The organism is Bacillus sp. JZ34 (assembly GCF_053903205.1).
On record NZ_CP096403.1, the window covers coordinates 4,192,346 to 4,205,000 of the forward strand.

The following is a 12,655-nucleotide window of genomic DNA, read 5'->3' on the forward strand; positions in this document are numbered from 1 at the left end:
GGACATCCTAACAGGATGTCCAAAAACTGGGCTAGCTGGATTCGAACCAGCGCATGACGGAGTCAAAGTCCGTTGCCTTACCGCTTGGCTATAGCCCAATAATGGTGGAGGGGGACGGATTCGAACCGCCGAACCCTGAGGGAGCGGATTTACAGTCCGCCGCGTTTAGCCACTTCGCTACCCCTCCAAAAACAGTGCCGGCCAGAGGACTTGAACCCCCAACCTACTGATTACAAGTCAGTTGCTCTACCAATTGAGCTAGACCGGCATGATACGGTATCTTATGCAGTTACCGGCGCGGTTGTGACAAAAACCGATCCGAAAAAATGGTGGAGGATGACGGGATCGAACCGCCGACCCTCTGCTTGTAAGGCAGATGCTCTCCCAGCTGAGCTAATCCTCCGCAGTACAGGACGTACAAGTGCATGCGTTGCAACAGGACGTTGCGACCTTAGCATGCCTTCCTTTTAAAAATTCCGGCATTCGCAGCGTGCTGTCCAAAAAAGAATGGTGACCCGTACGGGATTCGAACCCGTGTTACCGCCGTGAAAGGGCGGTGTCTTAACCACTTGACCAACGGGCCATCATCGTGTTTCAAGCAGCTCTCGTAAAGCTGACAAAAGTTATTATATACAGGTTCCTCCCCATTTGTAAAGGGGTAAATTAAAATTTTTATTTTCAAATTTTTTATTCATAAACATTGAGAAAAACGCAGAAATTTTGTTTAAAATAGGGCTATCTGATGTGCAAGAGAGGGGACGCGAAAAATGATACTGGTAAGTTCATGTCTGGCCGGGGTGGAATGCCGCTATAACGGATCGCACAGCTATGTGGGGAAAATCAATAAGCTTGTTGAAGAAAAAAAAGCGGTGATTGCTTGTCCCGAGCTGCTCGGCGGATTTCAAACGCCAAGGGAACCGGCCGAAATTATAGGCGGGTCGGGAGAAGACGTTTTAGACGGCAGGGCGGTGATCAACACACAATCGGGAAAAGACGTAACAGACCTGTATATAAAAGGAGCTTATCTAACATTGGAGATGGCAAGGCAAATCAAGGCTGATACGATCGTGTTGAAGGAAAACAGCCCGTCTTGCGGCAGCAGCCATATATACGATGGAAGTTTCTCAAGCCAAAAAATAGCCGGCAACGGCGTTACGGCGGCGCTTCTGAAAAAAGAAGGCTTCCGCGTGATTTCCGAACACCAAATAGACGAGCTGTAATACCTGAACATAAGCGCAGTTCATCTGCGCTTTATTTTATGTCGGCAATCCGTTGTTTAGAACTTCATTGAAATAAAATTTTAATATTTACCTTTTGTTATTGAAATAATATTCCACTCTTAATATACTGAAAATTAAGAAATATATGCACTTCATTATCAGGAGGAGTTGTCGATGGAAAACAGCCATTTAGGTTCATTAACGACCGAACGCCGGAATGAAAGATCCAGGCGCATTCACCAGGCAAAGACGATTGATATTTTGAAAATCATCAATGATGAAGACAAAACTGTAGCCGAAGCTGTACAAGAAGTCTTACCAGAAGTTAAGACCGCCGTTGACTTCGCCGTCGGGTCGTTAAAGAAAGGGGGACGGATCATCTACATCGGTGCCGGTACAAGCGGGAGACTCGGCGTACTCGATGCAGCTGAATGCCCGCCGACGTTCAGCATATCTCCCGAGTCGGTCATTGGCATCATTGCAGGAGGAGAAAAAGCTCTGTACAAAGCCGTCGAAGGCGCTGAAGATCACGAGGCATTCGGCAGACGGGATTTATCAGCCGTTAACCTCTCAAACAATGATACCGTAATCGGAATCGCCGCCAGTGGTCGGACTCCATACGTTCTCGGCGCTTTGAAGTATGCCAGGGAAAGTGGCGCCAAGACCGTCTCACTGACATGCAACGAAAACTCGGCGATCAGCCAGGTGTCAGATCACAGCATAGAAGTGGTCGTCGGCCCTGAAGTTATTGCCGGATCGACGAGAATGAAAGCAGCAACCGCTCATAAAATGATTTTAAACATGATCTCAACGGCGGCCATGATCAAAATGGGAAAAGTCTATGAAAACCTCATGGTAGACGTAAAAGTAAGCAATGACAAATTAAAGGAGCGGGCGATTCGCATCATCCAAACGGTCACAGGTGTTCCAAAAGAAGCGGCGGCACTAGCGTTAGAAAAATCCCATAACCAAGTCAAAACCGCCATCATCATGCTGAAAACAAACGAAGATGCGGCCGCTTCCGAAAACCTGCTTGAGAAATCAGAAGGCGATATCGAAAAAGCTCTATCCATTTATGAAGACCAAGTTTAAAGAAGAAAGGAAGAAACAATGGCTGCAGGAGGATTGGAAATCATTCAGAATATGCTTCACAAATTGCCGCAATCTGAACGAAAGCTTGCCGAATACATTTTGAAAAACCCACACGAGGTCGTAAACGGCACCATTCAAGAAGTGAGCTCTTCGGCAAAGACAAGCGGGGCAGCGGCAATACGGCTCTGCAAATCTCTGGGGCTGAAAGGCTTTCAAGATTTAAAAATGAGGGTCGCCGGCGATTTAATGAAACCGTCTGATCAGGGATACCGGGATATCGAACCGCAAGAGCCGCTCCATTCAATCGTTCAAAAAACAACCAGCAATTCGATTCAGGCGATTCGCGATACCTTTGAAAACATTGACCACGAAGATCTTCAAAAAGCGATTCAAATACTGATCAACGCAGAAACGGTTCATTTTTGCGGGATCGGGGCTTCAGGAATCGTCGCACAAGATGCCCAGCAGAAATTTTTGCGCATCAATAAAAAAGCCACCGCTTTTAGTGATATGCATCTTGTCGCGACATTAATCGCCAATGCCGGCGAGAATGACGTTCTGTTTGCCATATCCCATTCAGGAGAAACGCATGAAATCGCCAATGCAGTCAGACTCGCCAAAAAACATGGCATTAAAACCATTGGACTGACGCGGTTTGGACAGTCTGCTGTCTCTTCATTAAGCGATATCGCCCTGTATACGTCATGCTCAAACGAAGCGCCGTTTCGCAGCGCCGCCACCTCCTCTCGTTTAACTCAGCTTTACATGATTGACATTCTGTTTTTAGGCATAGCCGCGGAGCGCTACGAGGACATCATTCAGTATATTGATCAAACAAAAGCGGCCATCCGCATGATGGGAATGAGCGAATTGTAAAAAAGGGGGATATAAAATGAGCGATGAGAAAAAATATGCCGGCCTGGCAAAACTGATTTTACAACACATCGGCGGCCCGTCTAACGTCGCGGATTATACCCATTGTATGACGCGCCTGCGCATCACGCCTGTCAACAGTCAAAAAACCGACATCGGCTCAATCAAAGCGCTTGAAGGCGTGATTGGCGTCGTTGAGGAGGAAACGCTTCAGATTATCCTCGGCACCGGCGTCGTACAGCACGTATCAGACGAATTCGGGAAGTTGCTTCAATCCGCGGAAGACGTTGACTTAAAACAATCCGCAGCCAAACATAAAGCTGAGATTTCCAAGAAAAACGCGACGCCTTTTAAATTGTTTCTTCGGCGGATCGCAAGCATTTTTATACCGCTGATCCCCGCTTTGGTCGCCTCAGGCTTGATTACCGGAATCACCAAAGCCGTTATCCAAGCAGGCTGGCTCGCTGATACATCACAAACCGCCATTATTTTAACGGTAATAGGTTCAGGTTTATTTACGTATTTGGGCATCCTGGTCGGGGTCAATACGGCGAAAGAATTTGGCGGCTCCCCCGCACTCGGCGGATTAGCCGGTATTTTAATCATTAACCCGGCCGTTGGTGATATTTCGCTTTTCGGTGAAGCGCTTTTGCCGGGACGCGGCGGTTTAATCGGTATTTTATTCGCAGCTGCATTTATCGCTTTTCTCGAAAAACGGGTCAGGCGCATTGTACCTCATTCACTCGACATCATCATCACACCTACAGTCTCCCTTCTCATCACAGGAATCGTCACTTACGTTGTCTTCATGCCTGTCGGCGGCTTGATATCTGACGCCATTACGTCAGGACTTCTCGCCATCTTAGATCTCGGCGGCATTATCGCCGGCTTTGTACTGGGGGCCACCTTCCTTCCGCTCGTCGTAACCGGACTGCACCAGGGATTGACACCCGTTCATATGGAATTAATCAATTCAATCGGCGATGACCCGTTGCTGCCGATTCTGGCTATGGGGGGCGCAGGTCAAGTAGGCGCCGCTTTTGCGATCTATTTCAAAACAAAAAAAGCAAAGCTCAAAAGAGCCATTGCCGGCGGACTGCCGTCAGGCCTGCTCGGAATCGGTGAACCGCTCATATTCGGTGTGACTCTTCCACTCGGACGTCCATTTTTAACCGCGTGCCTCGGCGCCGGAGTAGGTGGAGCCTTTCAAGCGTATTTCAAAATCGCGACCGAATCGATAGGTGTATCAGGTCTTCCTTTGTCATTTTTAGTCCATACCCACCAAGTTCTTTTGTATATTCTCGGTTTGTTTATTTCCTATGCTGCCGGCTTTGCCTTAACATATCTCTTTGGTTTTAAAGACGATATGGCAGTTGAATTTGATTAAACGTTTGTTTAAAATTCCCACTATACATTTTTTGACAGAAAGGAGTGAAGCAAGCTGAAAAAGTTTATGATCAGCGCTGCCACATCGTCCCTATTGTTGCTGACATGCTTTTTCCCGCTTCCGTCATCAGCACAGACTGCCATTGCGAACGAGACAACAGGTCAGCTGACATATCCCGTATTAACGAAGGCGAAAACACCTGAAGAAGCCGGTTTTTCTTCGGAAAAGCTTAAAGCCGTGGACCGTCTGATCGAACAGGATGTCAAAGCGGGCTTTCCCGGGGCTGCCTTGATTTTGATAAAAGACGGAAAAATCGTCAAAAAAGAAGCATACGGCTACAAGCAGAAATACAACGGCCTCTCGACGCTCAAACATCCAAAAAAAATGAAAGCAAACACGATGTTTGACCTCGCCTCCAATACAAAAATGTATGCCGTCAATTTTGCCTTGCAGCATTTAGTGAGCACCGGAAAGCTTGACTTGAACAAAAACATTTCACATTATCTTCCTGATTTCAAAGATCACCCGGAAGACGATGTAAAGGGAAAAAACCGGCTCCGCGTCATTGATTTGCTCCACCATAACGCAGGCTTCCCTGCAAGCTGGAACTATTACGACCCGAAAGCAGCCGGACACCTCTACTCTCAGTCACGGAGCAAAACGCTTGAATATCTTGTCAAAACCCCCTTGTCATATGAACCCGGCACAAAACAAATTTACAGTGACATCGACTATATGCTCCTCGGGCTGATCTTAGAAAAAGTCACAAACGAGCGTTTAGATACCTTTGTTGAAAACCAATTTTACCGGCCTCTCGGGTTGCGGCATACTTTGTTTAATCCGCTCCAAAAGGGCTTTAAACCGCCGCATTTTGCAGCTACGGAACGAAAGGGAAACACCAGAGATGGCACCATCTTGTTTCCAAATATCAGAACTTACACGCTTCAAGGGGAAGTCCACGATGAAAAAGCGTTCTATTCAATGGAAGGCGTCTCTGGGCATGCCGGCCTTTTTTCCACCGTTGACGACGCAGCAGTGCTCCTTCAAGTCATGCTGAACGGCGGCGGTTACGGGAAACAGCATCTATTCAGCCGTTCGGTCATTTCACAATTTACTGAGCCGTCAAAAACAAATCCCACATATGGACTAGGATGGCGGCTTAACGGCAATACCGATATGGAGTGGATGTTCGGCAAGCACGCCAGCAACAAGGCATACGGCCATACCGGCTGGACGGGAACCGTCACTATCATTGATCCCGTGTATCAAATCGGCATTGTGTTGTTAACCAATAAAAAGCACTCTCCTGTCATCAACCCTAAAGAAAACCCGAATCAATTTGAAGGTGACGCATTTGCAACCGGAAAGTACGGCAGCGTCATTACAGCTATTTACGAGGCGTTACATCACCAATAGGAGGCGACCCTTATATGAAAAGATTTCTTCAATGCGCGTTGATTGCATTGCTGTTATCGTCTCTCGCTTTGCAGCCCGCCGCTCGCGAAGCAGAAGCGAAACAGCAGCCGGAACAACACCTCAAACAAATGGTCAGCAGCATGTCGCTTGAAGAGAAAATCGGACAAATGCTGATGCCTGACTTTAGAAACTGGAAGAAAAAAGGGGAATCGAACGCCAAAGGATTAACAAAAATGAATGACGAAGTCGCGGGAATCATTCAAAAATACCGGCTCGGCGGCGTCATTCTTTTTGCTGAAAATGTCACAGGCACAGAGCAGACTGTACGGTTAACGGACGGCCTGCAAAAAGCAAGTCCTGACATTCCGCTCTTTATCACGATCGATCAGGAAGGCGGGATTGTCACAAGACTCGAATCAGGCACAAACCTGCCCGGTAATATGGCAGTCGGTGCATCGCGAAGCAGCAAAAATGCCTTCAAATCAGGAAAAATCATCGGAAAAGAATTAGCATCGCTGGGCATCAACGTGAACTTCAGTCCTGTACTTGATGTCAACAACAATCCCGGCAACCCGGTCATCGGCGTTCGTTCTTTCAGTTCCAAGCCTGAGCTGACTTCAAAGCTCGGCATCCAAATGATGAAGGGCCTGCAGGACGAGCAAATGATCGCTACAGCAAAGCACTTTCCCGGACACGGCGATACAGCGGTTGACAGTCATTACGGATTGCCGCTTGTTCCGCATGATGAAAAAAGGCTGAGAAGCATTGAACTTGCGCCATTTCAAAAAGCGATCGATGCAGGGATTGACATGATCATGACAGCGCATGTCCAGTTCCCCGCCTTTGACAATACAACCTATAAAAGCAAAAAAGACGGCGAGGACATCATGGTGCCTGCAACACTTTCCAAAAAAGTCATGACAGACCTTCTCCGCAAAGACCTCGGCTTTAAGGGCGTTGTCGTAACAGACGCTTTAAATATGAAAGCCATTTCTGATAATTTCGGACAGGAGGAAGCCGTCGTCATGGCTGTCAAAGCAGGAGTCGACATCGCCCTCATGCCCGCACAAGTCACATCGCTTGAGACCGAAAAAAATCTAGCGCGTGTATTCGAAGCTCTTCTGACAGCCGTTAAAAAAGGTGAGATCCCTATCGAACAAATCGATCAGTCGGTGGAGCGAATCCTTCAATTAAAAATAAACCGCGGTATCATCGATCACACCGGCTCCGAACCGCTTCAGAAAAAAATCAAATACGCCTTGAAAACGGTCGGCAGCAACAAACACATGAAATCCGAAAGGAAAATGGCAAGAGAAAGCGTCACCATTCTTAAAAATGAAAAAAGCACCTTGCCATTCAAACCGAAAAAAGGGGATACCGTCCTCATTCTCGCCCCATACGAAGAGCAAACAGCAGCAATCGCCAAAACCATCAGCAAAATAAATAAAAACATCAAGGTCGTCGAATATCGATTTGCAGAAAAAGCGTTTGATGAAGAGATTCAAAAGAAAATTGACGAGGCCGATTATGTCATCACAGGATCATATGTAGTCAAAAACGATCCTGTTGTGAACGACGGTGTCATTGATGACAGCATTCAAGACTCAAGCAAGTTGGCAACTGCTTTTCCGCGCGCCGCCATGAAATACGCTCAGGCAAACGGGAAAAAATTTGTCTTAATGAGCTTACGAAACCCTTATGACACGGCAAATTTTGAAGAAGCCGCTGCCGTGATCGCAGTATACGGCTTTAAAGGCTATGCAAACGGGGGCTTCAGGCAGCCGAATATTCCGGCCGGAGTGGAAGTTATCTTCGGAAAGGCAAAGCCTAAAGGAACATTGCCCGTAGACATTCCTTCGGTCACACGCCCCGGAGAAACCCTTTACCCGTTCGGCTACGGGTTGAATATTAAAAACGGCAAGCCGCTTCACAAAGGAGGGTCATAATGAGAAAAAAAGCGATCTGGCTGCTTGCGGGAATGTTTGTTTTCAGTACATTAACCGCAGCAGCGGCCTTTCCGGACAAAGAAAAGAAAGCAAAGGTCTCACCGGGTATTGAAGTGATCATGAACAAGAAAAGCATATTAAAAGGAAAAAGGGTCGGTCTCATCACAAATCCAACCGGTGTCAATTCAGCATTAACAAGCAGCATCGATTTGCTTCACCAAGCCCCCGGTATTGAGCTGACCGCTCTCTATGGTCCAGAGCACGGTGTAAGGGGAGACGCTCAAGCCGGCGATAAGGTTGACTCTTATATTGATGAAAAAACCGGTCTCCCCGTCTACAGCCTTTACGGAGATACGAGAAAACCGACACCGGAGATGTTGAAAAACGTTGACGTCCTGCTATTTGACATCCAAGATGTCGGAACGCGGTTTTACACTTACATTTACACAATGGCATATGCGATGGAGGCGGCAAAAGAAAACGGCATTCCATTCATTGTTCTTGACCGGCCAAACCCGCAAAGCGGCTTAAAAGTTGAAGGACCTGTCCTTGATCCAGATTATTCTTCATTTGTCGGAATGTATCCCATCCCTTTAAAGCACGGAATGACCGCAGGAGAACTGGCAAAGCTGTTTAATGACGAATTTAACATCGGCGCCGATTTAACCATCATCAAAATGAAAGGGTGGAAGCGACAGATGTTCTTTGAAGACACTGGTCTTCCTTTCGTCCTGCCTTCCCCGAACATGCCGACACCGGATACGGGCATCGTCTACCCGGGCACAGGTTTAATTGAAGGAACCAATATGTCAGAAGGAAGGGGCACGACAAAGCCTTTTGAATTAATTGGTGCGCCCTACATGAAAAGTACGGAACTCGCCGAAAAATTAAACGGTCTGAAGCTTCCTGGCGTCCGATTCAGAGCCGCCTCGTTCACTCCGACATTTTCAAAGCATCAAAATAAACTGTGCCACGGGGTGGAGCTTTACGTGACAAACAGGTCCGCTTTTAAGCCTGTAAATACCGGTATCGCGATCATCAAAACCGTCCATGACCTCTACCCGGACGACTTTGAGTTCCTCCCTTCAGGCAATTTCAACCGTCTGATCGGGAATGGATGGGTCAAAGCTATGATTGAACAAGGCGCTTCAATTGATGAAATCGTCAAAAAATACGAAGCAGATCAAAAACGGTTTATGAATATCAGAAAGAAGTATTTGCTTTATTAGGAAGAGCGGGATCCGCTCTTCTTTATTTTTTTAGACTGTTCAATGATTCTCATCTCATGTAAGATATGTAAAACTGCCTTTAGGGCAGGAAGGTCATTTTAAAGGGGAGAGACATCGGATGGAATTTTACCTTGTGGACGTGTTTGCAGAAACAAAATATACAGGAAACCAGCTCGCCGTTTTTAAAGCAGAAAAGAACCTATCAAGTGATAAAATGCAAAAAATAGCTAGGGAAATTAATTTTTCCGAAACAACATTTATATTAGGGAAACAGGAAAACAGCGGGTATGATGTCCGAATCTTCACCCCGGAAAAAGAAATTCCGTTTGCAGGACATCCGACGCTGGGCACAGCGTTTATCATAAAGAATGAAATCGAAACTGAACCATCTTCAAGCGTCATTTTAAATGTTCGAGCAGGCGCAATACCGGTGACGTTTGACAAAGGTGAAGATCAGATCATTTGGATGAAGCAAAATCCGCCTGTATTTAATCGAACTTTTGATAAAGAAATGATGGCAGAAGTACTCGGTATCGACACATGTGATATGGATTTGGATTTCCCGATACAAGAGGTTTCCACAGGTCTGCCAGCAGTTATCGTCCCGTTAAATTCGCTAAGTGCAGTTAAAAAATGCAAAATCAACAAGGATCGGTTTGAAGCTTTTATGAAAGAAACAGAAGCCAGTCTGCTCGTTTTTTCTACGGAAACCTATCATGAACAAAATCACATCAATACACGAGTTTTTTGCGACTGTCTCAGCGTTCCCGAAGATCCGGCAACAGGAAGCGCAATCGGGGATCTCGCAGGATATTTACTGCATCACGGTTATTTTAATCAAAATGACCTCAGCATAAGGGCTGAACAAGGGTATGAAATAAACCGGCCTTCCCTGCTTTATATTGAAGCGCACACAACGGAAAACAGCATAGAAATTCACATCGGGGGAAACGTCCACCTGATCGCAAAAGGAGCTTGGCGAACTTGAACACAACGCGGGAAAGCGGTTTTTAAATATTAGAAAGAAGCAGCCGCTGACGGCCTGCGAAAAGCGGCGACTAACCAAATCACATTCACGATCGCTGACAGAATGCAAAGGCATACGACGCCCAATAAAGCAGAAGCATATCCGCCAAAAGCGCCAATCAACATAACCACTGGAATCATGGTCAGCGTGATGATTAATCCAATTCCGCAAAGAACAGCCATTACAAACTTCATCGCATCAAACCCGGCCATATAAACAGCAAGGGGAAGGATATAAAAGAGTAAAACGGTTCCGATTGCCGCCCACATCCCCAAAGTGCCAAACTCATTAGCATGGGGGCCTGAATGAGCGGGCGGAGAAAGTGAAGCTGTGACTAATAAAGAACAAAACAAAAATGCGGAAATTAAAGTCCAAATCATCACACTTACCCTATTGGTTTTCATTGTTTTTCTCTCCTGTAAGGTTTGAGTCTGCCAACTATGAGGGCAGACTCGTTTTTTTGTCTAAATGATACGTTTTTTTCAGCTCGCTTCTTGCAAGCAAATGCCCATATAGCGCAGCCAGGATCTGCTGAAACAGCATGCCGATGACAACGGGCACCGCCACTTGCGGCGGAAAAAATCCGGTGGCCAACACAGCGCCGGCGCTAATATTCCGCATTCCTCCGGTAAAAATTAAAGCCACGATTCCCTCCTGGGGCCGTTTCATCAGCCGACCGATCAGCCAAGCTGTCATGTATCCAGTAAATGCCACCAAAAAAACCGTAACGGCTATCGTTAAAAACTTTAAATCGACGTTTTTCAGGTAAGGAGCGACAACTGAGCTGTTAATCGCCACCACGGCGGCTAACCCGATTTTCGAAAATGGAGCGCAATTTGCGCTTAAACGCGCTGTCCGCTCCGGTATTGAAAATTGATTGACGAGCATTCCTAACAAAGAAGGAATCACAATCATTCCGACTAAACCTTTCATCATACCGATTACATCCATTTCAACATGCGCCCCGGCCAGGATGGAAAGACTGAACGGAACGATGAAAGGCGAAAGAATCGTGTCCACTAAAATAATCGATAGGGTTAAGCCGATGTTTCCTTTATACATGGCAGCCCAAATCATACTCGTAATACCCGTCGGAATGACAACACCAAGGGTAAGCCCTGTAATCGTTAATGAATCTCCGCTAAACACAAGATGCCCCGTGCCCCATGCCAGAACAGGCATAAATATGTGCAAAACAAATAAAGCGAGTAGCATCGGCAAGGGATGAACCATCGCTGTTTTCAGCGACTGAAAATTTGCCCCAAGGCTGCCGGCAAATGTCATAAACGCAAAAATCCACGGCACAAGACCCGCCAGCCCATTTAAGTAATCCGCAAGCAACACCCCGCTGACAACACTTAAAGGCGTCAGTAAAGGCATAATCTTACCAAGTGTTTTATTGATCGTCTGAAGCATAGATGTAAAACGCCCGCTCTCTTTAAATCGAATTTACATTCATTATAACAAAAGATGGAATATCAAAACAGGAAGGGAATACAGAAAAGAAGACAGCAAGATGAAAGAGCAGCTTTTAGGCATAATGAGCTATGCTTCTTTTTTTATAGGGGAACACGGTTAAAATGGCCTCTATCTTAAACATTCTGAACTGCTGTTTTTGGAAGCAAAATGCTTTCACATAACCGTTTTTAATTTCTTTCACGAGAATCGCCCGTTTAGAAAAACTACTTTCTTTCATGTAAATGATTTCTACCGGAAAACCGTCTTCCATTGAACGATACAACAGCTTATTCATCGTCTCACCTCACATCTTTATTTTATACGAACATTTGTTCTTATTCAAGTGTAAACAAAATGTAAATTTTGGCATTATCCCAAACCATGTATGAAAATATTAGCATTTTGAAGAAACTTTTTAAGGGGTTATTGCGTCAGTAAATACGTCACATATAAAAGAAGGAGTACTCGCCATGGCAAGAACATACAGAACGCGAATAAAGAAAAGAAAAAAGAAGAAAACAAAAAGAAGGCTCATCATTCTTTCCTTTCTTCTTGTTTGTGCGGTAATTTATCTTGCACTTCCAAGCGGTATGCGAGATCACCAAGAAAATCAACTACAGGCAACTGAAAAAAAAGAACAGCCTGAAGCAAAGAAGAAGACAAATCAAAATGAAACAAAAAAGAACCCTATCATCACAAAAAATGATAATGCTCAATTGGATCAATATTTAAAAAGCATTGGATTCAGCGGCACAGCATTAATTGTAGAAGACGGAAACGTTGTGACAAGCAAAGGGTATTTATATGCAAACCGCGAGGAAATGGTCCCCAATACACCGGACACCGTCTTTTATGTTGGGTCATCACAAAAAGCCATTATTGCAACGGCAATTTTACAGCTTGAGGAAAAGGGATTGCTATCAGTAAATGACCCCGTTTCTAAGTATCTTCCTGACTTTCCAAACGGCTCAAAGATCACCCTTTATCATTTCTTGACACACACATCA

12 protein-coding genes and 5 tRNA genes (1 of these 17 only partly in view) are annotated in these 12,655 nt (G+C 45.7%); 9 read left to right on the forward strand and 8 right to left on the reverse strand.

The window, feature by feature from the left end:
• Positions 1-26: 26 nt before the first annotated feature.
• The 5 genes from M1D90_RS21180 to M1D90_RS21200 form a co-directional block, all read right to left on the reverse strand.
• Positions 27-98: transfer RNA gene (locus tag M1D90_RS21180), tRNA-Gln, on the reverse strand.
• 4 nt (positions 99-102) lie between these two features.
• Positions 103-187: transfer RNA gene (locus M1D90_RS21185), tRNA-Tyr, on the reverse strand.
• A gap of 8 nt (positions 188-195) precedes the next feature.
• Positions 196-268 (reverse strand) — tRNA-Thr (locus tag M1D90_RS21190).
• 59 nt (positions 269-327) lie between these two features.
• A tRNA-Val gene (locus M1D90_RS21195) sits at positions 328-403 on the reverse strand.
• Between the two features lie 105 nt (positions 404-508).
• Positions 509-583 (reverse strand) — tRNA-Glu (locus M1D90_RS21200).
• A 184-nt stretch (positions 584-767) separates the two neighbouring features.
• On the opposite strand from M1D90_RS21200, the gene M1D90_RS21205 reads away from it, so the two are divergent.
• From M1D90_RS21205 to M1D90_RS21240, 8 genes are all read left to right on the forward strand, one after another.
• Positions 768-1,220, forward strand: coding sequence for a DUF523 domain-containing protein (locus tag M1D90_RS21205; RefSeq protein WP_023857681.1), 453 nt, complete (start codon positions 768-770; stop codon positions 1,218-1,220).
• Between the two features lie 174 nt (positions 1,221-1,394).
• Positions 1,395-2,312, forward strand: coding sequence for an N-acetylmuramic acid 6-phosphate etherase (murQ, locus tag M1D90_RS21210; protein WP_020449917.1), 918 nt, complete (start codon positions 1,395-1,397; stop codon positions 2,310-2,312).
• 18 nt (positions 2,313-2,330) lie between these two features.
• Positions 2,331-3,188, forward strand: a complete 858-nt coding sequence (locus M1D90_RS21215; protein ID WP_065643420.1) for a MurR/RpiR family transcriptional regulator — start codon at positions 2,331-2,333, stop codon at positions 3,186-3,188.
• Between the two features lie 16 nt (positions 3,189-3,204).
• Positions 3,205-4,572 (forward strand): PTS transporter subunit EIIC, encoded by a 1,368-nt coding sequence (locus tag M1D90_RS21220; protein ID WP_025810882.1) that lies wholly within the window; start codon positions 3,205-3,207, stop codon positions 4,570-4,572.
• A 66-nt stretch (positions 4,573-4,638) separates the two neighbouring features.
• Positions 4,639-5,988, forward strand: coding sequence for a penicillin binding protein PBP4B (gene pbp4b, locus M1D90_RS21225; protein WP_105979393.1), 1,350 nt, complete (start codon positions 4,639-4,641; stop codon positions 5,986-5,988).
• A 14-nt stretch (positions 5,989-6,002) separates the two neighbouring features.
• A complete protein-coding gene (locus M1D90_RS21230; RefSeq protein WP_043054017.1) occupies positions 6,003-7,934 on the forward strand; it encodes a glycoside hydrolase family 3 protein in 1,932 nt (643 codons plus the stop codon).
• Complete coding sequence (locus M1D90_RS21235) at positions 7,934-9,163, forward strand: exo-beta-N-acetylmuramidase NamZ family protein (protein ID WP_020449912.1); 1,230 nt, start codon at positions 7,934-7,936, stop codon at positions 9,161-9,163. The genes M1D90_RS21230 and M1D90_RS21235 overlap by 1 nt, the downstream gene beginning before the upstream one ends.
• A 118-nt stretch (positions 9,164-9,281) precedes the next feature.
• On the forward strand, positions 9,282-10,151 hold the full coding sequence (locus M1D90_RS21240) for a PhzF family phenazine biosynthesis protein (protein WP_065643422.1): 870 nt from the start codon (positions 9,282-9,284) through the stop codon (positions 10,149-10,151).
• 29 nt (positions 10,152-10,180) lie between these two features.
• On the opposite strand, the gene M1D90_RS21245 is transcribed toward M1D90_RS21240, so the two are convergent.
• The 3 genes from M1D90_RS21245 to M1D90_RS21255 form a co-directional block, all read right to left on the reverse strand.
• Entirely contained in the window at positions 10,181-10,594 is a 414-nt protein-coding gene (locus M1D90_RS21245) for a DUF5391 family protein (protein WP_020449910.1), read from the reverse strand.
• 34 nt (positions 10,595-10,628) lie between these two features.
• The gene (locus tag M1D90_RS21250; protein WP_456283531.1) at positions 10,629-11,570 is read right to left on the reverse strand and encodes a bile acid:sodium symporter family protein; all 942 of its coding nucleotides are present in this window, start codon (positions 11,568-11,570) and stop codon (positions 10,629-10,631) included.
• A 151-nt stretch (positions 11,571-11,721) separates the two neighbouring features.
• The gene (locus M1D90_RS21255) at positions 11,722-11,943 is read right to left on the reverse strand and encodes a hypothetical protein (RefSeq protein WP_020449908.1); all 222 of its coding nucleotides are present in this window, start codon (positions 11,941-11,943) and stop codon (positions 11,722-11,724) included.
• A 175-nt stretch (positions 11,944-12,118) separates the two neighbouring features.
• On the opposite strand from M1D90_RS21255, the gene M1D90_RS21260 reads away from it, so the two are divergent.
• Positions 12,119-12,655, forward strand: partial view of a serine hydrolase domain-containing protein gene (locus tag M1D90_RS21260; RefSeq protein ID WP_020449907.1) — the 5' portion only. Its footprint extends 633 nt past the window's final position; 537 of the gene's 1,170 nt are visible here — the first part of the coding sequence; its start codon is at positions 12,119-12,121; its stop codon lies off the right edge, out of view.